The organism is Acinetobacter portensis, assembly GCF_009372215.1.
Taxonomy (GTDB): domain Bacteria; phylum Pseudomonadota; class Gammaproteobacteria; order Pseudomonadales; family Moraxellaceae; genus Acinetobacter; species Acinetobacter portensis.
This window is the reverse complement of sequence record NZ_LWRV01000053.1, coordinates 13,164-36,087: the sequence shown is the minus strand read 5'-3', so window position 1 is coordinate 36,087 and position 22,924 is coordinate 13,164. Positions and strand designations below refer to the sequence as shown.

At 34.9% G+C, this 22,924-nt stretch carries 19 protein-coding genes and 1 other RNA gene; 8 read left to right on the top strand and 12 right to left on the bottom strand.

Going from position 1 to position 22,924, the window contains the following annotated elements; genetic code table 11:
• Window positions 1–4: 4 nt before the first annotated feature.
• The 3 genes from A6M14_RS05725 to A6M14_RS05715 all read right to left on the bottom strand — a co-directional run bounded on the left by A6M14_RS05725 (window position 5) and on the right by A6M14_RS05715 (window position 3,489).
• Window positions 5–775 (bottom strand): S8 family serine peptidase, encoded by a 771-nt coding sequence (locus A6M14_RS05725; RefSeq protein ID WP_152874043.1) that lies wholly within the window; start codon window positions 773–775, stop codon window positions 5–7.
• Between the two features lie 647 nt (window positions 776–1,422).
• A complete protein-coding gene (pepP, locus tag A6M14_RS05720) occupies window positions 1,423–2,745 on the bottom strand; it encodes a Xaa-Pro aminopeptidase (protein ID WP_152874042.1) in 1,323 nt (440 codons plus the stop codon).
• A 114-nt stretch (window positions 2,746–2,859) separates the two neighbouring features.
• Entirely contained in the window at window positions 2,860–3,489 is a 630-nt protein-coding gene (locus A6M14_RS05715) for a UPF0149 family protein (protein WP_152874041.1), read from the bottom strand.
• Window positions 3,490–3,553: 64 nt separating this feature from the next.
• Here A6M14_RS05715 and A6M14_RS05710 point away from each other — a divergent pair, with 64 nt between their 5' ends.
• The 3 genes from A6M14_RS05710 to ssrS all read left to right on the top strand — a co-directional run bounded on the left by A6M14_RS05710 (window position 3,554) and on the right by ssrS (window position 4,671).
• Window positions 3,554–4,105 (top strand): hypothetical protein, encoded by a 552-nt coding sequence (locus A6M14_RS05710; RefSeq protein WP_152874040.1) that lies wholly within the window; start codon window positions 3,554–3,556, stop codon window positions 4,103–4,105.
• Window positions 4,106–4,390 carry a cell division protein ZapA gene (locus tag A6M14_RS05705; RefSeq protein WP_152874039.1) on the top strand — a complete coding sequence of 95 codons (285 nt, stop codon included), beginning with the start codon at window positions 4,106–4,108 and terminating at the stop codon, window positions 4,388–4,390.
• Between the two features lie 99 nt (window positions 4,391–4,489).
• Window positions 4,490–4,671: non-coding RNA, 6S RNA (gene ssrS, locus A6M14_RS05700), on the top strand.
• An 88-nt stretch (window positions 4,672–4,759) separates the two neighbouring features.
• On the opposite strand, the gene A6M14_RS05695 is transcribed toward ssrS, so the two are convergent.
• The gene (locus A6M14_RS05695; protein ID WP_152874038.1) at window positions 4,760–5,161 is read right to left on the bottom strand and encodes a hypothetical protein; all 402 of its coding nucleotides are present in this window, start codon (window positions 5,159–5,161) and stop codon (window positions 4,760–4,762) included.
• A gap of 231 nt (window positions 5,162–5,392) precedes the next feature.
• On the opposite strand from A6M14_RS05695, the gene A6M14_RS05690 reads away from it, so the two are divergent.
• Window positions 5,393–6,058: an epoxyqueuosine reductase QueH gene (locus A6M14_RS05690; protein WP_152874037.1), complete on the top strand. Its 666-nt coding sequence runs from the start codon at window positions 5,393–5,395 to the stop codon at window positions 6,056–6,058.
• A 344-nt stretch (window positions 6,059–6,402) separates the two neighbouring features.
• The gene (locus A6M14_RS05685; RefSeq protein WP_152874036.1) at window positions 6,403–7,635 is read left to right on the top strand and encodes an MFS transporter; all 1,233 of its coding nucleotides are present in this window, start codon (window positions 6,403–6,405) and stop codon (window positions 7,633–7,635) included.
• 81 nt (window positions 7,636–7,716) lie between these two features.
• Here A6M14_RS05685 and A6M14_RS05680 read toward each other — a convergent pair whose 3' ends face one another.
• The 4 genes from A6M14_RS05680 to A6M14_RS05665 form a co-directional block, all read right to left on the bottom strand.
• Window positions 7,717–9,111 (bottom strand): methylenetetrahydrofolate reductase C-terminal domain-containing protein, encoded by a 1,395-nt coding sequence (locus A6M14_RS05680; protein WP_152874035.1) that lies wholly within the window; start codon window positions 9,109–9,111, stop codon window positions 7,717–7,719.
• A gap of 323 nt (window positions 9,112–9,434) precedes the next feature.
• The gene (locus A6M14_RS05675) at window positions 9,435–10,568 is read right to left on the bottom strand and encodes a 5-methyltetrahydropteroyltriglutamate--homocysteine S-methyltransferase (RefSeq protein ID WP_152874034.1); all 1,134 of its coding nucleotides are present in this window, start codon (window positions 10,566–10,568) and stop codon (window positions 9,435–9,437) included.
• A gap of 422 nt (window positions 10,569–10,990) precedes the next feature.
• Window positions 10,991–12,163 carry a maltoporin gene (locus tag A6M14_RS05670; protein WP_152874033.1) on the bottom strand — a complete coding sequence of 391 codons (1,173 nt, stop codon included), beginning with the start codon at window positions 12,161–12,163 and terminating at the stop codon, window positions 10,991–10,993.
• 149 nt (window positions 12,164–12,312) lie between these two features.
• Window positions 12,313–13,632, bottom strand: coding sequence for an MFS transporter (locus A6M14_RS05665; RefSeq protein ID WP_152874032.1), 1,320 nt, complete (start codon window positions 13,630–13,632; stop codon window positions 12,313–12,315).
• A gap of 523 nt (window positions 13,633–14,155) precedes the next feature.
• On the opposite strand from A6M14_RS05665, the gene A6M14_RS05660 reads away from it, so the two are divergent.
• Window positions 14,156–15,037: an SMP-30/gluconolactonase/LRE family protein gene (locus A6M14_RS05660; protein WP_152874031.1), complete on the top strand. Its 882-nt coding sequence runs from the start codon at window positions 14,156–14,158 to the stop codon at window positions 15,035–15,037.
• Between the two features lie 68 nt (window positions 15,038–15,105).
• On the opposite strand, the gene A6M14_RS05655 is transcribed toward A6M14_RS05660, so the two are convergent.
• The 4 genes from A6M14_RS05655 to A6M14_RS05640 form a co-directional block, all read right to left on the bottom strand.
• Window positions 15,106–16,032: a LysR family transcriptional regulator gene (locus A6M14_RS05655; RefSeq protein WP_152874030.1), complete on the bottom strand. Its 927-nt coding sequence runs from the start codon at window positions 16,030–16,032 to the stop codon at window positions 15,106–15,108.
• Between the two features lie 273 nt (window positions 16,033–16,305).
• Entirely contained in the window at window positions 16,306–17,880 is a 1,575-nt protein-coding gene (locus tag A6M14_RS05650; RefSeq protein ID WP_152874029.1) for an aldehyde dehydrogenase (NADP(+)), read from the bottom strand.
• 10 nt (window positions 17,881–17,890) lie between these two features.
• Window positions 17,891–18,889, bottom strand: coding sequence for an AraD1 family protein (araD1, locus tag A6M14_RS05645; RefSeq protein WP_152874028.1), 999 nt, complete (start codon window positions 18,887–18,889; stop codon window positions 17,891–17,893).
• A 45-nt stretch (window positions 18,890–18,934) separates the two neighbouring features.
• Window positions 18,935–20,212 carry an MFS transporter gene (locus A6M14_RS05640; protein ID WP_152874027.1) on the bottom strand — a complete coding sequence of 426 codons (1,278 nt, stop codon included), beginning with the start codon at window positions 20,210–20,212 and terminating at the stop codon, window positions 18,935–18,937.
• Between the two features lie 165 nt (window positions 20,213–20,377).
• Here A6M14_RS05640 and A6M14_RS05635 point away from each other — a divergent pair, with 165 nt between their 5' ends.
• A complete protein-coding gene (locus A6M14_RS05635) occupies window positions 20,378–22,111 on the top strand; it encodes an IlvD/Edd family dehydratase (RefSeq protein ID WP_152874026.1) in 1,734 nt (577 codons plus the stop codon).
• An 80-nt stretch (window positions 22,112–22,191) separates the two neighbouring features.
• The gene (locus A6M14_RS05630; protein ID WP_152874025.1) at window positions 22,192–22,908 is read left to right on the top strand and encodes a FadR/GntR family transcriptional regulator; all 717 of its coding nucleotides are present in this window, start codon (window positions 22,192–22,194) and stop codon (window positions 22,906–22,908) included.
• Window positions 22,909–22,924 lie beyond the last annotated feature (16 nt).

Sequence of the window (22,924 nt, the reverse complement as noted above, 5' to 3'; positions counted from 1 at the left end):
AATGTCAACAGACCCTAGATTTATCATTCTTTACATCATACCTAACACCACCTACAAAAATGGTATCCGTTGTCGCATCTACAGCATCTTTAATCGTGATTCCTGTTTGTTTATCTAAAACTTTTTCTAAAAATTCAAGTGGTCTATTTTTACTATTCGCTTCTTTATAGTCTCTTAGGTTAAATTGAGTTTTACCATCAATCCCAGTCAAATCTGCATATTTCGGATTATTTGCATCTATTCCGTAATGCGCATCATTTTCCGTTCCCCAGCTATTATTAATTACTCGAACAGAAGTACCATCAATTAACGGATAAATATTATTTGCCATATTCTGAACAAATAATTTGGAACCATATGCTACCCCATGCATTCCTATATTATCTTTTTGTCCTGCAATAATACCTGACACATGTGCACCATGTTTGTATTTTGCAGGGTCAAAATCGTTGGTAACATCATTACCAATCACTAAACTTGCATCGTGTTCTTTACCTTTTTTATTAGGCGCGACAAAAGTAAGATTGTTAATTAATTCATGAATGCCCGCTGGAAAATCTGAATCTGAAACGCCAATTGCAACACCTTTACCCGTATAGCCTTTTTCATAAGCATGATGAGCACCAATAGAATTTAAGCCCCAATTAGCTTTAAATTCTTCTGTTTGATAGTTTGTTGCAGCTGCAAAGGTATGAGGAGCCACAAGAATAGGACATCCTAAAAGGATACTACGTAAGACAATACTTAACGTTTTTTCCTTGAATAAAGTTTTCATTTCCACCCTTATTTATTAATAGTAATTAAATTTATTGATTAGTAAAAATAAATAATAAAGATATTAGAACTTTGTTTCAAGTTGATGGAAAAGTATAATAATTTAGTAGGGTTTTTATTGCCTTTTGTATTTAGAAAACCGTTTTGCTTTATGTTTTAAAAGTTTCAAGAGGATCAAGGATAATTTTCTAATTGGAGTTATATACACTTAATTTTCATAATTTATTATAAATCGGTTGTTTAGTAATCTTAAATGGTGCAAAAAACTTATAAAAATTTTAATTTTAATTTTAATTTTAATTTATACCTTACCAAGATCCAGTTTCATTGCTATTTTTCTATCATCCCCACAATTAAAGTGAATTTTTTCATGAATATTCATTCATTAAAATGCAAATATTTTGTTTTTTTATCATAAATTAATATATAGAATTATTCCAAATTATTAAGAAATTTTAATCAAAAAACACAGGATCGTATCTTACTACAATATAAAAATTTCATACAAGCAAGCTAAATGTGGTACTTAAAAAATTTTAACTCTAACTCAAGTAAATCTATTCAAATTCAAATCAACTCATAGAAAAAGCCAAAATAGAATTCCTTCTACTTTGGCTCATATTCATGTACTGCAAAAACACTCAGGTTTTATAACGCCATCAATGCTTCAATATCTTCAACCGTTTTTACTACATTTTTGGTTAAAACCAATGGACCATTTTTTGTGACCACAACATCGTCTTCAATACGAATACCAATACCACGCCATTTTTCATCTACAGTGGAATCATCAGGTGCAATATAAAGACCAGGCTCAATAGTTACCACCATTCCCTCTTCATAATTACGCCATCTACCATTCTGTTTATATGAACCTACATCATGCACATCCATACCTAACCAATGTCCTGTGCCATGCATATAAAACTGGCGATAATGCTCACTTGCAATAATTTGCTCTAAATCGCCTTGCATAATACCTAAATCGAGTAAACCTTGAACCAAGATTTTTACCGCAACGTTATGAGGTTCTTTATATGAGTTTCCTATTCTTACCGCATCAATTGCAGCAATTTGAGAATCTAAAACAATATTGTATAAAGCTTTTTGCTCTGCATTAAACTTACCATTCACAGGAAAAGTACGCGTAATGTCAGATGCATAAAGTTGATATTCACATGCAGCGTCAATAAGGACTAAATCGCCATCTTTAAGCACTTGATCATTTTCAACATAATGTAAAATGCAGGCATTTTTACCGCCACCAACAATGCTGTTATACGATGGTACGCAACCATTTTTACCAAAGACATAATTCAATTCAGCTTCTAAAGCATATTCCATCATGTTTGGTTTAACGGTTTGCATTGCACGTGTATGCGCTTCTGCACTAATGTCTGATGCAATTTGCATAAGCTCAATTTCATCGGCAGACTTATGTAAACGCATTTCATCAATAATTCGATTTAATTGTATTAAGCGTGCAGGTGTATTAAAGCCACCACGTTGATTTTCTTCTGCTTGTTTGACCCATTTTGCAACACGTATATCGAAATCTGAATCATGACCAATACGATAAAAAGCTTTATCTTTATTGAGTAATTTTCCAATAATTTCTTCATCTAAGGTATCAATTGCAAAAGCTTCATCTGCTTCATAATCTTCTATTGCACCATCTACACCTGCTCTATAACCATTCCAAATTTCCATTTCACGGTTACGTTCACGGCAGAATAAACTATAACAATAGCCTTCCTCTTCTGTATCAAAGGTTTCAATAACAGCAACTGCTTCAGGTTCTGCAAAGCCCGTTAAATAAAAGAAACTACTGTCTGCTCGAAATTTATAATCTGCATCGTTATTACGCATTGCGACGGGGCTTGTTGCAATAATTGCAATGCTACGTAGCCCCATTTCCCCTGCAAGAATGTCACGACGTTCTTGAAAGTCGGCTTGAGTCAGTTTCTTCATTTAAAATAACTTCTTTTTGATTGTTTGATATATTTTGTTGCAATTAAATTCATCATCAAAATTTAAATTTAAATGTGAATTTTCATGCAACAAAATACCTAAAAATATGCTCAATTAACTTGGGCGATGAGGCGTGAACATTTCAACGACGTTTGTCGCATCTGTTACTTTCGCTTGTAAATTTTTAGCTGGGAAATGTTTCAATAAAGGTGTGTCGTCAATTGCAACTTTCTTACGCCCCATTGCTAAGCTAACAGGAATTAAACGAACAAATTCATATAATTCTTGATAGCTTTCTTCGCCTTCATCATCGTCATCTGACTCTTCAAACTCAACAGCAGCAACATCTTGAAGGTTTTCAATCCACTCTTGTTCGTCTGGTCGTATATGCCCAGATGCCAAACCAAAACCTAAAACAACACCCGTACACCAATCTGCTAAAGCTTGTACACGTTCAGATAATGTATGTTCATCATCTGGTAACATAGGCAAATAATCGAGTTCATCTTCAGACAAAGCATGCGCTACGTCATCACCTTCCGTTGTAAGAACTTCAAGCGCTTCGGGATTAAGCTCAGGAACTTCTAAAGTTTCAAGAATTTTAATCCACTCTTCACGTGTTGGTGCTTGTGTAATACACACAATGCCCGTCAACAAACCATGTAATTCACTTGGGCTAGAAATCTCTTCAATACCCTTAAAATTGAGGTCCCAATCTGACCAACCTGAAATATCGTCTTGCATTCGTTTATCCAATCTCTATACTTCTTATATATTACCTTTGTTTGCAATACTGTGCGACTACGATATGTTAGAAGAATTACAGCGTCTACAAGCGCATGTTGGTGTTTTAAAAACACGACTCGCTGAATTTGAGTCTGAGAATCGGTCTTTATCAGATACTCAATCACGTTCAAATGAGCAACATAGTGCTCAAATTGATTTAAAAAATGGGATAATCTCTACAAAAGAAGAAGAGATTCATAGCCTTACAAATCAACTTAATTCATCACAATCACAATTAAAACAATTGAATGATGATGCAACGACACTTGCCGATCGTTATGGTCGTTTAGAAAAAAGTTGTACCGATCTGAAAAATCGTTTTCAAGAAATTCTTGCTGAGCGCAATGAATTACGTGTGATGAAAGAAAAGTTGCAAAATGAACAGCGTCATTCACATCAAGAAATTCAAGCATTGAAAAATGAGCGTGATCGTTTATTGCAAAAAAATGAACATGCAAAAGCAAAAGTTGAAGCCATTATTCAACGTCTGTCTATTTTAGGTACAGCGCAAGATCAACATGCACAAGAAATTCAGCAGCTTGCACACCCTGCTGAAGTGAATGAGGAAGCATAAATGAGCGAACAAATTCCTGTTGATATTAAAGTGCTAGGTCATAGCTTTCGTTTGGCAACCACTATCGATCAACAAGCAGATTTAGAACGTGCTGCTGAACTTTTAAATGAGAAATATAGCGATTTCCGTCGTAAAGCACCCCGTATGGAACCTAGCAAACTTACGATTATGGTTGCTTTGGAACTTATGCAAGAAGTACTAGCAATGAATAAATCTATTCAAGAATATGAACATTGTGAACGTTTACTTTCTACAATTTTAGAAGATGTAAAAGAATTTTCTTAATTGTGAGAAAATTTGCATAAAGACTATGCAATTGAAACGTCTGTTTACATCAATAAAGCCCGTTTAGTTTAATAAGCGGGCTTTATCCGTTATACTAAATGTACTCTGAGATGTTCGCCAGCGAGTCTATATCCCTGCCGATACTTATATCTTCGGATGTGTTCTGTGTATTTAGAGTGTATGTCTACCCTCGTGTAGAAAACCCAGCAAATATGCGTCGCGTCCACCTTGAACTCATCGGGTTCAGGGTAACGACATGCAGCGGCATCGTCGGAGTACTTCTTTTTATTATTACAATAATTTTTGGCTCACGATATTGAGCATGCCATTCTTATTACTTACTCGCCTCATATATCATTAATTTATTATCTATTTAGAATACAGTTTATTTGCGAACCGCAAACCAAAAAAAATCATTACACCAAGAAAAACCAAATATGACTTTTCCCCAATAAATGTAGCTTCCAAATGATTCTCGATAATAATATATTTATAAAATAGCCAATAAAATCCGACATATAAAAGGAAGAATAAAAGTAATATCAATGCCTTTTTTAATGCTACTTTTATATTTCTAAAGGGACTTTCACCCATAGTGATCTCTATCATAATGCTAGAAATAAAATACGCAGGAATGATATAAACTAATATTTCAGGAATAACACCCCAAATAGGATTCCCATTAGCTGTATGAGTAAATATAAGATAAATAATGCCATACAGAAAAGCTAAACTCAGCACAAGGATAAGCAATCTAATTTTTTCTTTCATTTTTAACTCTTACTCATTTAAAAAACCTTATTTATGTAAAAAATAATAAAAGTTAATAATCATTTATACCATCATACTTAAAGTACTGAGTGTCGAATCTTTTAAATTAATATCATCATCTGTGCACACATGAAATCCATTCAGCTTAGCCTTAGAAAATATCAGCACATCCACCCTTTTCGGCTTATTCAAACCGTTAAAATATAGCGTTTAGATTTAAGCCTTATCGCTATGTCGAACAAACTTGAACGTCAAAAACTTACACTGCCAGAGGGTCATCACAAACTCCTGCTTCATTCCTGCTGTGCGCCTTGTTCTGGTGAAGTTATGGAAACCCTTATTGAATCTGGCATCGACTTTTCAATATTCTTCTACAATCCAAATATTCACCCAGTAAAGGAATATATTATTCGCAAAGAAGAAAATATACGCTTTGCCGAAAAACATAATATTCCATTCATAGATGCAGATTACGACACAGATAATTGGTTTGAACGTGCAAAAGGCATGGAAAATGAACCTGAAAAAGGTATTCGTTGCACCATGTGTTTCGACATGCGTTTTGAGCGTACCGCACTTTATGCAGCAGAAAATGGGTTTAATTTAATCAGCAGTTCACTTGGCATTTCACGTTGGAAAAACATGCAACAAATTAATGATTGTGGACATCGTTCTGCTTCTCATTATGACGGTATCACCTATTGGGACTACAACTGGCGTAAATTTGGCGGTGCTACTCGTATGCTCGAAATTAGTAAAAAAGAAGAATTTTATCAGCAAGAATATTGCGGCTGTGTATATTCATTACGTGACACAAACCGTTGGCGCATGAGTCATGGTCGTGATCGAATTAAACTTGGTGTTAAATTTTATTCCAATGCAATGGAAGATGAATAAATGAAAAATACGTATATTATCAAGCCTAAGTTGGCATATTAATACCCTTTCAATCTAGCTCAATAGCATCTTAAAATTTGATGGATTTTGGCTCATCAAATTGATGTGCTAGAATATGCGCACTTTTAAATACCTACATCTACCGATGAGTGTATTTTTTGGAATCTCCTTTTTGAAATTAATCTGTTCTTTGATGCAAACATAATTTTTCAATATTTGTTTTAAGTACTTCTTTTTTTCTGTTTCCAAAACTTAAATTTAATCTCCTTGCTTGTCATGATATTGAGATCGTCATTATTCGTTCATCTCAATATAGACAGGCTATAAATGCTATGTTGAAAATAATGTCTAACCCTCAAATTTCTAAACTCACTCTTGCTGCGTTTTTATTTCCGCTAGCATTGGTCTTATTTGAATTCGCTGTTTATCTTGGCAATGATTTAATCCAACCTGCCATGCTCAGTGTCACCCGTGATTTTGGTGTCAGTAGCTCTTGGGCGCCATCTGCTATGTCATTTTATTTATTGGGTGGCGGCTGTATTGCTTGGCTTGTTGGCCCTCTTTCAGATCGAATTGGTCGTAAGAAAATTCTTTTAGCAGGTGCTTTATTCTTTACAATAACATGCCTACTTATTTTACTGACTTCGAATATTCAAAGCTTTTTAGGTTTACGCTTTTTACAAGGTATGGGCTTAACTGTTATTAGTGCTGTTGGTTATGCAGCTGTTCAAGAAAATTTTGAAGAACGTACTGCAATTAAAGTAATGGCAATTATGGGCAATATGACTTTATTTGCTCCATTATTGGGTCCCATTATTGGTGCATTCATGATTGATTATGTATCTTGGCATTGGGGTTTTATTGGTATCGCAGTTTTGGCAGTTTTAGCTTGGTTGGGTCTTAAAGTTGCTATGCCAAATGATCAAACATCTCAATTGGTCAAGCGTCCTTTAAATACAATTTGGTCAGATTTTGGAAAAGTATTTAAAAATAAACGATTCATCATTATGACCAGCGCATTACCATTGGCATGCTTACCGATTATGCTTTGGATTTCTTTGTCACCTATCATGCTTGTAGAAAAACTTGGTTTTAGCAGCATGCAATATGGTTTAGCACAAATTCCAGTTTTAGGTGCATTAATACTCGGCAGCGTTATTTTAGTTAAAGTTGTAGATAAATATCCTTTAGGTCAAACCATTTTATTCGGTTTACCAACAATGCTCATTGGTGCGTTGATCATCTTAATTGGTTTATTTATTCCATCTTATTTTGTATGGACGCTCATTATTGGCATGACCATTATGAGCTTTGGTGAAGGCATTTGTTTTTCTGTGCTATATCGTTTAGCAATGATGTCATCAGACGTATCTAAGGGAACGGTTGCTTCTGCTATGTCTATGCTGATGATGTTCAGCTATTTCATTGTGCTTGAACTATCACGCATATTATTTGAAAATTATGCGCTTGTTGCTTTTAGCTTATGTTGTTTAGTGCTCATATTATTATGGTTTACTTTACCTCTTAGTATGCTGAAAAAAGTGATGAAAGAACGCACGGAAAACGGTCAGTTCTAGCATATTCACCAAAGAATATTGGTATAAAAAAAGCGGAGTAAACTGAATGACTCCGCTTTTTTTTGATGTTACTTTTCGAGTTTATATTGAATTTAGATACCAATTTTTCCAAGAACTTGTACCACGAACGTCAATGGGTACAGTTGCTATTAAGTTCTCTTTTAAAGTTTGAGTTTGCACCACTGCTTTGGCTAAACGTGCTTTCACCGAGTGAATGCATTCTCTATCTCCAAACTCACAGCGGTCTAAGCTTGTTCCACCACATGGACCATTTGCCAAACCTTTAGGACAAGTTTCAGGGCAGATATATAAGGTATCACCTAAACGACATTGCCCACAGCTTTCACAACCGACTACACTATGCTTACTTATAAATTCAGTTTTGAGTAATGCTTTTTTCGCAGATGTACTTTTCCACACACTGCGTTTAAAAATAAATTGCCCTAATCCTTTTGCAACTTTAGATGCAAACAATGCATCATGCATAAAATGTAGGTGCTGATATTTAAGAATTTGAGCCGATGTTGCAGGTTTAGAATAATAAGACATTTCAGGATAAAACTCTTTTCCTGTTTCTATCTGCCACAATTTCTCCCACAATATTTCACATGCAGTTAAATCTAAATGCCTATATTCATTCACATAACTTTCTAGCAGTAATTGCTCAGTAGGCTTATGACAGGCAGATAAATGTACGCCCGAAAAGCCCAAATGTTTACAGATTAAAATTTGCAAAGCACAGCGTAAATAAACTCGATCTGTAAGATGATCTTCTTTTTCCTTTGCCAATATATTCAACATATGTGGCGTAATCACAATGCCTGCAACTTTATTTTTCAACATAAATTGGGCACGTGCTAAAGTTAAAGGCATCACACATGCAAATAGCTTTTGTGAATACTGATGACGCTCTAAAAATTGCTTTGCCTGTTTTAACGCATTTAAGTCATAACCCAACTGGGTAATAATATAATCTGCGCCTGCTTTTATTTTTTTATGTAGTTTTAAATATTGCGCATCTTTTTCTGCTTCGGCATATTTAAACGGATTTAAAGCAACACCAATACAGAAACCATTTCGTTGCTTTGCCGCCATCACCGCATTTACAGATTCTAAATAACGAGTACGATGAAATTCACCATTGTCAGCAGATTGATGATGTTTAAGCTTATCCCCTGTTAATAACAACAAATTTTTCTGATTTGCCGCCTCAGCACGATCTAAAAATGCCTCAAAATCTGAAATATCGCGCCCTTTCCCTGCAAAATGCAGAATCTTTTCAATCTCTTTAGGATAAGCTTGTGCCGCAACAAAAGGTTCAACATCTTCATCGGAATGAACACGATCTGCCAATGTGATAAATGCAGGATAATTCGCAAACTGCTGTTTTACAGGCAAGATTTCTTTCATTGATGTTAAATATTCCACCAATATACAAAATTGATTTTGAGTGAAAATTTGAGAGAATTGCGACATAAGCAAATGAAAGATCTTAAGGATCGAATATAAAAATAGATTATAAAAAAAATTGAGTGACTCTGCACGAAGTACTACAAAATTGAAAAATAAGTACAACCTAAACGTCTTTCATCAATTAGAAAAAATTTATTAATCATGATTTAACTTATAAACAATAGCTCCTTTTTCTTTTGGAATGAGAAAGATCTTTGGTAAGAAAATCTGGCTATTTATTCCCAAAACGTCTCCCTCGCCCTCTCCTTATAGAAGAGGGAAATTTCATTGTGATTTTTTTACACTCAAAAAGTGATTTATGAACGAATGCTAATCTAAGTATTAACTTACTTCCAAACTTCGGCAGCAATCTCATTCATTAACTTTAGTTTTTTCCACTGTGTATCGTAAGAAATTTTATTACCCTCTTCCATCGAGGCAAAACCACTTTGTAAACATATTCCTAATTGATCTAAAGGCAGATATTCTGAAGCTTGCTGAATAAGTTCAATGATTTTTGCTTTATCTTCAATTGATTCTTTTTTAGTTGAAATTAAACCTAAAAATACCTCCGTATGTGTATTTTTCAATTTACTTAAAGGTTTAAAATCTCCTGAACGCTCTGTATCAAATTCTAATAAAAAGCGATCAATATTCTGTAATTTTTCAAACAAACAACTTGAAACAAGTTCATAACCACCTTGATACAACCAACTTGATAAAAAATTCCCACGATCAATATGTAATGCAATCACTAAATCTTCGGGCTTATCTTTAAGTGCTAGATTTAAAGTTTCAACGCAATATGTGGCTAAATCATCAGGATTTATCCCAAGTTGAATTTCTTTCTCACGTTGCTCTTCATCACATAAATACGCAAAAAACATATCATTCAATTGAATGTATCGACATCCTTCTTGATATAAAGCATCTATTACTTTTTTATATGTTTTGCCTAAATCATTAACAAGATCATGTAGACGATTAGCATAATGACGGTTATTACGTAGATGTGGATACAACATCATATTTGGGCTAGGCAAGCAAAATTTTGCAGTTGCAAATCCATCAGTCGCTTCATGTAAAAAGCGATATTGTGCCAAACAAGGATGATCTTCAGGAAAGTCGATATCACCAATAACGCGCACATCGTAAGCTTTTGCTACGGCATCCTTATACTTCACACCATCTCTAGTTTTATAAGATTGAATGCCATCTAAATGCTCAAGAAAGTCGTAATGCCACCAACCACGACGAAAATCACCATCTGTCATAACCGTACAATCATTATCTAATTGAATGTCTATGAGATTATAAATTTCGGCATCTTCAACCTGCCGTAACGTTTCTTCATAAATCACACGGTCTGCAAAATCATAACGGGCTTTTTTAAGTTTTAGCGGTCTTAAAAAACTGCCAATATGTTCTGCTTTATTGTTGATATATTGCGCTTTAGCTATTTGAGAGGTGTTACTAGACATGAATTAACCAACATTTATTTGAATATTGATTGAATAGAAATATGTGAAGATTGTCTAATTTAATTCAACTTGCACAAAAAATTAAAATACATATATAAATCAATATATTTTAATTATTTAAGCCTATTTTTTAATATAAATAATGAATTACATTCACTTAAAGATGAATTTATATCATGTAACTATTGCAATAATTGAGATGAGCAACCATCTGAATTGCTTCATTTAAAACAGGCAACTCAATATCAATTGAATCATTCTAAAATTATTTAATTTATGAATAAAAGAATTCTATTATTCATAAGTGATAAAAAAACAAATTATTCATCAAGTTAGATTTTTCTATTTAAACAAAAATGGCTAATGCTTAGGTAATAAACCTTTACATCAGCCACTATCAAGCCACGCAGTTTTGATTTAAATTACCAAAAATGCTCAATTTGAATACCTACATTTGATCCGTGATTTGTACCTGAGAAATTATTTTCTGTTACATCACGCATTTTTTGTTCATTATCATTCCAATGTGCATAGGTATAATAAAGTCGAATTTCAGGGCGATCATAATAACCCGTACCATTTAAGGCTAATGTTGGCGCAAGGGTAAATTTTGTTAAACGTCGTGTTTCATTAGATTGATTAATTTGGTCATAACCAATTTCAGATGAAATTTTGAATTTATCATTAATTACATAAGCCGTTCGTGTTCCTGCTGAAAACCATTTTTGCTTGTCTTGGTTTTCAATATCTGTTTCTTGATAAATGACTTGGAACTGACCATTGAAGATTTTATTATCACTTTCCCAATCGACATAATCTAAAGCACGGAAATTTTTACTTTCACGATCTAATGATGGATTACCTGTATAGCTTAATCCCGTACCAGCACCAACACCATATTGAATAGAAAATGTATTTTTACCATTTAAAAAGTCTGTTGTTGTATTTTCTAAAGAAAATGCCCAACCATTTTTATTCGCATCAATTAAAGATATACCTGCTTGAATATGATTATTTTTATTTACAGCGATATTACCTACAGTTATATCGTGTCGATTAATATATTCCTTTTGGAAAACATTATCTTTTCTAGAAAAAACATAACTAACTTCTAAATCACCTAGTTTGTATTTATCTATACCAAAGCCTGTTGCACTTTGATTCCAATAAAAAAAATCTGACATATGAATATCATGTCGATTGTAATATCTGCGCCCTGCCCATAAATTACCGCCATTTAATACCGATACATTTTCCCAGTTTAAATAGGCTTGGCTTAAACGGGTAAATCCATGATCACCACTAAATTTAAGTGATTTATTATAATCATTTGAAAATTGACCCATTGCATTAATACTTAATTTAGAATTATCTGCAAACTCTATTAATTTCTGAGAACCAAATAATTCTCCGTATTGATCACATTCATTACCTAAACGGTATTTTGCGGGTGCGCCAGAAAGTTGAAAACATTCTTGACCATTTCCACTGGTATCAGAACCTGCACCTAATCGAACATATCCATGTACATCAAGTGCAAATATAGTTTGTGTTGTGAATAGCGATGTAGCTGCCAATAAAAGCATTTTATTCATAAATTATTCCCTTTTATGATTTTTTAGACATGCGTTCCCCGTAATAAAGCTTTCACTTTAAAATCGGAAATTAAACTTTGGAAAATTCAAAAAAGACGGCAGTTTCAGTGTTTAAATTGAAATTGCCGTCTTTAGATTATGTTCAGAAATTAAGCTGAAATAATTTTATCTTTTTTATCTAAGTAACCTAAAATGACTTGTAGAGCTACACCAATCAAGGCACATACAGACATTAAAATGAAGCAAAGCATATAACCCTTAGGATTATGCCAACCACCAAATGATGTTAATAATGAACCCATTAAGATTGGCGCAATTGCACCACCCACATAAAGTGCTACAGTAATAATACTATTTGCAGTACCCATCGCTTCATTTTCAGCGTAGTCAGATGCCGTTGCATAGAAAATTGGCCAAATTGCATTTGCAGAAAAACCAAAAATCAATTGAATGATAATGACAGATATAACACCTTGCGTTAAACAGAAGCTCGCGATCCCTACAGCCATCCAAATACCACAAAGAATTAATGTTTTACGACGACCAATTTTATCTGAAAGCGTAGGCCAGAAAACCTGCCCCATAATACCTGTAATGGTAAATACCGCACTTAAACCTGCTGCTTTTGCTAAATCTAAACCAACAATGTTATATAAATACGCAGGGAAAATTGTTAAGAAACCTAAATATACAATGTGAGTAATTAAGGTACTGCCTGCTGTGAACAAAATACCACGAGATTTCAGCGTCTTTCTCAAAACACCTTTGTTCGATTTTGTTGGATTTTTTGCAGCTGTTTCTAAACATGGATTCTCTGTGGGTGGTGTAAAACCATTTTCCACACAAGAATCGTGAAATTCGTCATAACGTTTTTTATTTGAATAAATTGCCCAGAATGTAAGCACTGGTACAGATATCATAATTCCTAGATAAAATGCATAGCGCCAATTTTCAGGACCGAAGTAATAAATAATTGATGCCATTACAACACCGCTAAGTGCAGCTCCTACTGGATAACCAGCATGGTGTGCACCAATCGCAAAACCTCGGTGTTCTTTAGGCCACCATTCTGCTGTATTACTTACGCCAATTGGTTCTGCAACACCACAACCAATTGAAACCATAATACGTAAAATAACAAATTTATAAAAAGTATTACTAAAAGACATGATGCCAGAAAGTAATGATAAGAACGTAAAGCCAATAATTAAAGGCCATTGGAAAATAGCACGTTTCCAACCTGGCGCTTTTAAATCACAGTAAGCACTCACAGGAATACTGAGTAGTGCTAAAGACACTGTAATAGCTGCAACGGTATAGCCCCACTCAGTTGGCGTGAGTGAAAACTCTTCACAAATCATATTTGCAGCACGGAAAATTAGTTCGCGGTCATATGCAATAACTAACCAGATTAACCAACATACAACTAACGATACCCAAGAGTGACGATGCACCTTTTTTAAACTCATATTCCCTTCCTTTAATCATGCGAAGCATGATCTGTCCATGTCCAGTCGTTTTACTTATTATTCCGACTAAAATTTTCTGTAATATAAAGAGCAGCTTTGATAATTACCAATTATTTTTAATTAATATTTAATTACTTTTAGTTATCGAATTAATTATAATAATTCCACACATTTAATTATTAAGTTTTAATAAATTAATAGTTAAATTTAATACCTTAAGTTTAAAAAAATATCATTCGATAGATTTATTCTTATCTTTAAATTGATATTTAATTCATATTAAAAATTAGTTTTGATTATCGAGTCATAAAAAATTTAAATCATCTAGAGAATATTTACATCTTGTCCTTTTGTCTTATTCCCTCACTTCCATTTAATTATTAAAATATTACTTCCAATAACTAATTATTATCACAAATTAATAATTAATCATTGGATTAAAAAATATTTGAGCTTTAGTGTGTCCACAATTTGGCATTGTATTTCAATATCAATTCAATATCGGCACTTGGAAATAGATAATATGGAAATTAAAGTACTTGTAGACATCAAGACTAAATTAGGTGAAGTACCAACTTGGGATCCAATTCGTCAACGTTTATTTTGGGTTGATATTTTTGATGGCAGATTATTTTCATGTGATGAGCACGGTGGAAATTTAAGAGCTTGGGAAACATTCCAAAAAGTAGGCTCTTATGCCCTACGTGAAAACCATAATGGTGCAATCGTTGCTCTAGAAGATGGTCTACATACTTTAGATTTTGAAACTGGTGATTTGGAATTCATTGCAAACCCTGAACCCAATATGCCTTTCAACCGTTTAAATGATGGTGCCGTAGACCGTCAAGGTCGTTATGTTTTTGGCTCTATGAATCGTGAAGAAGCCGAAAAAACAGGAAAACTTTATCGTTTAAATCACAACTTAGAAATTGAAGTTCTTGAAACTGATATCAATACTTCAAATGGTGTTTGTTGGAATAAAGACGGAAGTCAGTTCTTCTTTAATGACACATGGCAAGGCGAAATTTGGACTTATGATTATAGTGCTGAAGATGGTGCACCACTAACAAATAAAAAAGTCTTAGCAACTGTTGACATGAGTGATGGTGGTTCTGCTGATGGCGCAACTGTAGATAGCGAAGGCTACTTATGGAGTGCAAAAGTATATTCAGGAAAAATCATTCGTTATGCACCAAATGGTACCATAGACCGTATTATTGATATGCCTGTGAAAAAAGTAACAAGTCTTGCTTTTGGTGGTAAAAATTTAGATATTCTATACGCAACGTCGATGTCTCAACCTCCGCTACCACGCTTCCCTGGCGATAATCAACTACGCGGAAGTCTGTTTGCTATTCATGGTCTTGGTGTTACAGGTATCCCTGAAGTTCGATTTAAAGGTTAATTCAAAACTTTATAAACATAAAAAAAGACTAAGTTCACTTAGTCTTTTTTTATTGCTTAGATAAACATTTAAACCTGAGCCAATAAAATATCAATAAAAGTTTGTGCAATATCAGAAATAGATTCGCCTTTACGTGTTAAAACACCATAATCTTGTGCTTTAAGCTGTAACTCTGTTTTTATAATTTTCAAATGCCCTTCTTTCACTTGCTGCTGTACCATTGCCTCAGGCAACATTGCAACCATTGGCGATGTTTTCAACATCTGCAAGAACGTTTGCATAGACATGGTATTTACTGTGTTTAACGGCACTTTTACATTTGCACGTGAAAAAGCCCCTTCCATTCTATCGCGAATTGGCGTTCCTTTCGGATACAACAACCAAGGCCATTCAAGTAAATCTTTAAGCTCGCAATAATCCATTGCCGCGCAAGGATGGCTTTGATTGACCACAATACAGAATGGTTCAGGTCCTAATGGTCGAAAATCGAAATATTGACTTTGCATTTCATTGGTAAAGCGTCCCACCGCCAAATCAATTGTATGTTCACTTAACATTTCCATTAAATGATCACTCGTCTGCTCAACAACATCAATACTTAATAATGGCCATTTCTTTTTAATTTTAATAATTGAATTTGGAATAACAATTGCAGTTGCAGCAAAAATTCCACCAATCCTTAAAAAACCATGACCGCCTAAGCGCATGATTTCTAATTCTTCAACAAAGTGTTTTGCATCATTCAGTACGCGTTGTGCATATAAAACAACAAACTCACCAAGTGCCGTAACTGGCATATTTCTTGGTAAACGTTCAAATACAGCGAACCCCAATAAATTTTCAATTTCTTTTAGCATTTTACTTACAGCAGGCTGACTTAAATTCATATGCTCTGCTGCTAAATGCATATTATTCGTTCTTGCAAGTGTTTCTATTAGCACTAAGTGTTTGTATTTAAGCCAATTATTTAAACTAGCATAATTTAGATCAGTCATTATAAATCCTTTTCATACGATAACTATTTGTTATCAATAACCAATATAATATAATCTATGTTTATTGCTTTAGCATCCTACCATATTTTCCATAAAAAACATGCTGAGTTAAAACGTCTATTTTTTAAACTCCCATGTAAATATAACTCCAAGACTTAATTCACATTGCTCTCAATAATTATCATCCTTGCTGTAACGTTACATAAGTCACATCTATTCATTAATGAAAAAAAAGAGACCAGTGAATGGTCTCTTTTTTTATTCACTTAATACTTAAATTGTATTACGTGTATTTTCACCATTTACTAAGCGCAAAATATTCAATGGATTTTCATCGCGTAACGCTTCTGGCAACAAACTTTGTGGATAGTTTTGGAAGCATACAGGACGTAAATAACGATTAATTGCCAAGGTACCTACAGATGTACCACGTGCATCCGAAGTTGCTGGATATGGACCGCCATGGACCATTGCATCAGATACTTCAACACCTGTTGGATAACCATTTACAAGTAAACGACCTGCTTTTTCTTCAAGCACAGGTACAAGATCTGCAAACGTTTCAAAATCAGTATCATCACCAATAAGTGATGCAGTCAATTGACCATTCATGCTAGATAATGCCGCGTGTAATTGCGCTTTATCTTCCACTTCAATCACAATTGTAGTTGGGCCAAAAATCTCTTCTTGAAGTAATTGATCGCCAGCTAATAATAAGTCAACTGATGCTTTGAAAAGTTGTGGTTGAGCTTGATTACCTTCTTGAGTTTGACCTGCTAAGTGTTCAATACCAGCATGTTCACCAAGATGACTTAATCCGCTTACATAGCTTTTCAACGTGCTTGCATTCAACATTGTTTGAGATGGTTTAGCACCTATATTTTTTGCAAGATTTTGTACCAAATCACTCAATTCTTTTGATTTAATACCTAAAATTAAACCAGGATTCGTACAAAACTGACCACAACCCATCACGACAGAATCTGCTAATTCCTGAGCAATTTTTTCACCACGATTTTGCAATGCTTGTGGCAATAAAATCATTGGATTAATACTACTCATTTCCGCAAATACTGGAATTGGCTGAGGACGTGCAGCTGCCATATCACATAATGCACGACCGCCTCGAAGTGAACCTGTAAAACCTACAGCTTTGATACGCGGATGTTTAACAATAAACTCACCCACACCATTTCCATAAACCATATTAAATACGCCTTTTGGCATATTGGTTTTTTCAATTGCACGTTCAATCGCTTGCGCAACATAATCGGCAGTTGCCATGTGTCCACTATGTGCTTTCACAACAACAGAACAACCTGCTGCAAATGCAGATGCTGTATCACCGCCTGCAGTTGAAAATGCAAGTGGGAAATTACTTGCACCAAATACAGCAACAGGACCAACACCCACTTGAATTTGACGTAAGTCTACACGTGGTAAAGGTTGACGTTCAGGCTGTGCAGTATCAATTCTTGCACCTAAAAAATCACCACGGCGCAAAACTTTAGCAAACAAACGCATTTGACCACTTGTACGACCACGTTCACCTTGTAAACGTGCAAGCGGTAAAGCTGTTTCTTGAGAAATAATATTTAAAAAATCTTCTCCTGATGCATCAAGTTCATCTGCAATCGCATCTAAAAATTGTGCTCGAAGTTCTGGAGAAGTATGACGAAACTTTAAAAATGCATCATGTGCAGCCTCACAAGCTTTATTTACTTCTGCTTCTGTTGCTTGAACGAATTCAAAATTTAGTGCTTCACCAGTCGATGCATTAAAACTTTGAAGTTTTTTATTGCCTTCAGCACTACGATTTCCAGCAATAAAGTTTTGTCCAACAGTCATGTCTATTTCCTTAAAGTGTAATTACAGAACCAATAGCTAATTCAGGTTCAGCTTGCACCAATTTATTTTTCAGTGGTAAACCAAATTCTTTCATTTCAATTTCAAACTCATCACCTACTTCAGTGCGTACACCATCTGCAAAAGATAATGTTGCTGTACCAAAGTAATGAATATGAACATCACCTGGTTTTAAGAATTGTTGATATTTGAAATGATGATATTCAAGATTGCTAATACTGTGGCTCATGTTATTTTCGCCAGATAAGAATGATTTTTCCCAAATCACTTCATTATTACGACGAATACGACTTACACCTTCTAAATGCTCTGGTAATTCACCTGTTAATAAGGCAGGTCCAAAACTACAGTAACGTAATTTAGAATGCGCTAAATACAAGTAGTTACGACGTTCCATAACATGGTCTGAATATTCATTACCAAGTGCAAAGCCAATTCTGTATGGTTTAAGATCTGAACCAATCACGTATAAACCTGCAATTTCAGGTTCTTCACCACCATCTTCAGCAAATTGTGGTAATGGCAAAGATTCACCAGGTTTTACAACAATTGAACCATCACCTTTATAGAACCATTCAGGTTGAACACCTGCCTGACCTTGTTCTGGTTTACCGCCTTCAATTCCCCAATTGAACATACGTAATGTATCTGTTTCAGCTTCTACATCACTTAAATTCTGTTGATGCATTTTATTACGCGCAGAAGCGGAACCTAAATGCGTTAAACCTGTGCCAGAAATAAAGCAATGCGCTACATCTGGATGATCAAGTGGAGCTAAAACTTGTAAATTCTCAAGCAACGATGCATAGCTATACGTATCTTCTTGTAAACCTAAAGTTTCAATTTGCTGTTCAAGACTTTGCTTATTATCAATTGCTAACAAAGCTAAATCACGTACGCTGTTTACACCTTTAACAACATGAACCGTATCATTTTCAACTTTACCAACAGCACGTGAATTTCCGTTTATTTCAAACTGTATAACTTGCATCTTTGTTTCCTATTACACTGATGTATTTACATTTATTTTTAAAACTTAGGCTTTTTTCTTCTCTAATTTTGAATAAATAACATAGGTCAAAACTAGTCCAAAAAGCATTACGACTGTTAAGAAATACAAGCCCGCAGCCATATTTCCTGTATATTCTTTTAATAAACCAATACCGTATGGTCCTAAATATCCACCCAAGTTCCCCACAGAATTAATGAGTGCAATACCAGCAGCCGCACTTGCACCTGTTAAGAAACGACCTGGTAAAGTCCAAAACACAGCGGTTGTTGAAAATAAGCAGAATGCCACTAAAGAAAGTGCAATGAGCTGTAAAACTGGTGCAGATAACCATGCACTCAAGAACATTGAACATGCACCTAAGCCATATAGGAAACCTAAATGTCCATAACGATCATTTAGACGATCTGTACTACGTGGAATAATCAGTAAACCCACAATACCTAGGATGTATGGAATGCTCGATAAGAAGCCAATTTGTATATCACTTACACCACCAAATTGCTTAATGATGGTTGGTAACCACAGATTTAAACCATAAATACTTAACGTCACAGGCAAATAAAATAATGCCAACAATAAAACGCGTTTATCTTTTAAAGCATGTAAGGGGTTACCGTGACGTGTTTGATCGTATTCAGTTTCATCCTTAACAAGCTCGTTGCTTAGCCAAGTTTTTTGCTCTGCTGTTAACCATTTAACCGTTTTAATATTGTCTGGTAAGTACAGTAGTGTTGGTAAAGCGAGTAATACCGCAGGTAAACCGACAATCACAAATAACCACTGCCAACCATGTAAGTTTGCAATACCATCCATGCCTAATAACAGACCAGATAATGGACCAGCAATTACCATCGCAATGGGTTGAGACAAAATGAAAAGCCCCATAATTTTACCGCGATGTCGAACTGGGAACCACTGTGTTATTAAATAAAGTACCCCAGGGAAAAAGCCTGCTTCTGCAACACCAAGTAAGAATCGAAGTGCATAAAAGCTTTTCGGACCTTCAATAAGTGCCATTGCCATGGTGATTAAGCCCCATGTCAATAAAATTCGTGCAAACCAACGACGTGCGCCAAATTTATCTAAAAACAAATTACTTGGTACTTCAAATAAGAAATAACCAATAAAGAATAGGCCTGCACCTAAACCATAAGCTGCATCACCAATTCCTACATCAGCACCCATATGTAAATGTGCAAAACCAACCGCTGCACGGTCAATATAAGCAACACAGTACAAAACAATTAAGGCTGGAATTAATTTGAGCGTAACTTTACGTATAACATCTTTTTCGAATTCCATATTCGACTCCTTGATATTACAAATAACAGCTTCTTGCTGTTGATAATTACATTTTTAAATAAAATATAGTAATACTATTTAAATTTCAAACCTTTTAAATATTATTTTTTTAGTGTATTTTTACTTCGTTCAGTTTTAATAGTAATACTATATAGGGATTTAGGTATGAGCTCTAATCACAAACTTCGTTCGGCTGCTTGGTTCGGTACAACAGATAAAAACGGTTTTATGTATCGTAGCTGGATGAAGAATCAAGGCATTCCTGATCATGAATTTGAAGGCAAACCAATTATTGGTATTTGCAATACATGGTCTGAATTAACGCCTTGTAATGCTCATTTCAGAAAAATTGCAGAACACGTTAAAAAAGGAATTTTAGAAGCTGGTGGTTTTCCAGTAGAGTTCCCTGTGTTTTCTAACGGTGAATCTAATTTACGTCCAACAGCTATGCTTACACGCAACTTAGCAAGTATGGATGTTGAAGAAGCAATTCGTGGCAATCCGATTGATGGTGTCGTACTTTTAACAGGCTGTGATAAAACAACACCTGCACTATTAATGGGTGCTGCAAGCTGTGATGTTCCTGCAATTGTTGTTACAGGTGGCCCTATGCTTAATGGTAAGCACAAAGGCAAAGACATTGGTGCGGGTACTATCGTTTGGCAAATGCATGAAGAACTTAAAGCAGGCAAAATCGATTTAAATGAATTTTTATCTGCAGAAGCAGGTATGTCTCGCTCTGCTGGTACATGTAATACCATGGGTACTGCATCAACAATGGCATGTATGGCAGAAGCTTTAGGTACATCGCTTCCACATAATGCTGCTATTCCTGCTGTAGATTCACGTCGTTATGTTCTTGCGCACATTTCAGGGATGCGTATTGTAGACATGGTAAAAGAGAATCTCACTTTATCTAAAATCTTAACGAAAGAAGCATTTGAAAATGCCATTAAAGTAAATGCTGCAATTGGTGGCTCTACAAATGCTGTTATTCATTTAAAAGCAATTGCAGGTCGTATTGGGGTAAATCTTGAACTTGATGATTGGAATCGTGTTGGTCGTGGCACACCTACTATTGTAGATTTACAACCATCAGGTCGTTTCTTAATGGAAGAGTTCTACTATAGCGGTGGTTTACCTGCAGTAATTCGTCGCATGGGTGAATCTAACTTACTTCCACATCCAAATGCATTAACAGTAAATGGCGAATCTATTTGGGATAACTGCCAGAATTCACCTATTTATAATGATGAAGTAATCCGCACAATTGACAACCCACTTCGTGAAGATGGTGGTATGTGTGTATTACGCGGTAACTTAGCACCTAAAGGTGCGGTACTTAAACCATCTGCGGCATCACCTGAACTAATGAAACATCGTGGACGTGCCGTTGTATTTGAAAACTTCGATGACTATAAAGCACGTATTGCCGATCCAGACTTAGATGTTGATGAAACATGTGTTCTTGTTCTAAAAAATGCTGGTCCTAAAGGTTACCCAGGCATGGCAGAAGTTGGAAACATGGGCTTACCACCTAAAATTTTAGAAAAAGGCATCACAGATATGGTGCGTATTTCCGATGCTCGTATGAGTGGTACAGCTTACGGTACTGTTGTACTACATGTTGCTCCCGAAGCAATGGCAGCTGGTCCTTTAGCTGTTGTACAAAATGGTGACTTTATTGAGCTTAATGCATACGAAGGAAAATTACATTTAGATATTAGTAATGAAGAACTCAAACAACGTCTAGATGATTTAGTTCTACCAACACCAAAAACATTTATTGGTGGATATCGTCAACTTTATGTAGATCACGTGTTACAAGCCGACGAAGGTTGTGACTTTGACTTTTTGGTAGGATGTCGCGGTTCTGAAGTACCACGCCACTCTCATTAATTAAGTCATGTATTAGGTGACCTTGTTAAATTTCAAGGTCACCTATACCATAAGACGATAACCGTGCTTAAATTTGAAATATGAATAACTCTGACTACAAGAATCCTTCCCCAAGTAAAAGTCAACATGCGCTCATTGTGCAACAATTAGGTTTAAAAATAGTCTCTGGTGAAATAAAAGAAAACGAAAAACTCCCCAGTGAAGTTGAACTATGTGAAGAATTTAAAGTGAGCCGTCCTGTTTTTCGCGAAGCCATTCGTGTACTCAATGCAAAAGGCCTAACCTATTCACGACCAAAAATTGGAACCGTTGTACGCCCTAAAGATGAATGGCACCTACTCGATCCAGATGTACTTTTTTGGTTAATTCAAACCACACCAGAAAATGAATTTTTTAAAACTTTATCTACGGTTCGACGTGTATTAGAACCTGAACTTGCATATATAGCAGCAAGTACAGCAACAGATGAAGATATCCAAAAAATTCAAAATGCTTATAAAGACATGGAAAAAGCAAATAACGTTGAAGAGTTTATCTATCCTGATATTCAATTTCACTTAGCAATTGCGCAAGCCACACACAATGACTTGCTTGCATATATGCTAAAAATGCTAGTTATTCCATTACAGCAATCTATTCAAGTCACAAGTTTAAGACCAAACTTGCAAAATCATTCTTTACCAAGACATAAAGCTATTTTGACCGCTATTGAAAATAAAGACCCTTTATCTGCACGCCATGCTTCATTAGTTCAATTACAAGATACTAAAGTTGCATATGACCAACTTAAAAAATAGTGCCATTTATATTTTA

What these genes read in the sequence shown, in the direction of transcription:
- pepP (WP_152874042.1), bottom strand. Translation starts at nt 2,745, where the DNA reads ATGAAGAAACTGACTCAAGCCGACTTTCAAGAACGTCGTGACATTCTT.
- A6M14_RS05705 (WP_152874039.1), top strand. Translation starts at nt 4,106, where the DNA reads ATGAGCGAACAAATTCCTGTTGATATTAAAGTGCTAGGTCATAGCTTT.
- A6M14_RS05660 (WP_152874031.1), top strand. Translation starts at nt 14,156, where the DNA reads ATGGAAATTAAAGTACTTGTAGACATCAAGACTAAATTAGGTGAAGTA.
- A6M14_RS05715 (WP_152874041.1), bottom strand. Translation starts at nt 3,489, where the DNA reads ATGCAAGACGATATTTCAGGTTGGTCAGATTGGGACCTCAATTTTAAG.
- A6M14_RS05675 (WP_152874034.1), bottom strand. Translation starts at nt 10,568, where the DNA reads ATGTCTAGTAACACCTCTCAAATAGCTAAAGCGCAATATATCAACAAT.
- A6M14_RS05690 (WP_152874037.1), top strand. Translation starts at nt 5,393, where the DNA reads ATGTCGAACAAACTTGAACGTCAAAAACTTACACTGCCAGAGGGTCAT.
- A6M14_RS05685 (WP_152874036.1), top strand. Translation starts at nt 6,403, where the DNA reads ATGTCTAACCCTCAAATTTCTAAACTCACTCTTGCTGCGTTTTTATTT.
- A6M14_RS05695 (WP_152874038.1), bottom strand. Translation starts at nt 5,161, where the DNA reads ATGAAAGAAAAAATTAGATTGCTTATCCTTGTGCTGAGTTTAGCTTTT.
- A6M14_RS05710 (WP_152874040.1), top strand. Translation starts at nt 3,554, where the DNA reads ATGTTAGAAGAATTACAGCGTCTACAAGCGCATGTTGGTGTTTTAAAA.
- A6M14_RS05655 (WP_152874030.1), bottom strand. Translation starts at nt 16,032, where the DNA reads ATGACTGATCTAAATTATGCTAGTTTAAATAATTGGCTTAAATACAAA.
- araD1 (WP_152874028.1), bottom strand. Translation starts at nt 18,889, where the DNA reads ATGCAAGTTATACAGTTTGAAATAAACGGAAATTCACGTGCTGTTGGT.
- A6M14_RS05680 (WP_152874035.1), bottom strand. Translation starts at nt 9,111, where the DNA reads ATGTCGCAATTCTCTCAAATTTTCACTCAAAATCAATTTTGTATATTG.
- A6M14_RS05630 (WP_152874025.1), top strand. Translation starts at nt 22,192, where the DNA reads ATGAATAACTCTGACTACAAGAATCCTTCCCCAAGTAAAAGTCAACAT.
- A6M14_RS05725 (WP_152874043.1), bottom strand. Translation starts at nt 775, where the DNA reads ATGAAAACTTTATTCAAGGAAAAAACGTTAAGTATTGTCTTACGTAGT.
- A6M14_RS05670 (WP_152874033.1), bottom strand. Translation starts at nt 12,163, where the DNA reads ATGAATAAAATGCTTTTATTGGCAGCTACATCGCTATTCACAACACAA.
- A6M14_RS05635 (WP_152874026.1), top strand. Translation starts at nt 20,378, where the DNA reads ATGAGCTCTAATCACAAACTTCGTTCGGCTGCTTGGTTCGGTACAACA.
- A6M14_RS05640 (WP_152874027.1), bottom strand. Translation starts at nt 20,212, where the DNA reads ATGGAATTCGAAAAAGATGTTATACGTAAAGTTACGCTCAAATTAATT.
- A6M14_RS05665 (WP_152874032.1), bottom strand. Translation starts at nt 13,632, where the DNA reads ATGAGTTTAAAAAAGGTGCATCGTCACTCTTGGGTATCGTTAGTTGTA.
- A6M14_RS05650 (WP_152874029.1), bottom strand. Translation starts at nt 17,880, where the DNA reads ATGACTGTTGGACAAAACTTTATTGCTGGAAATCGTAGTGCTGAAGGC.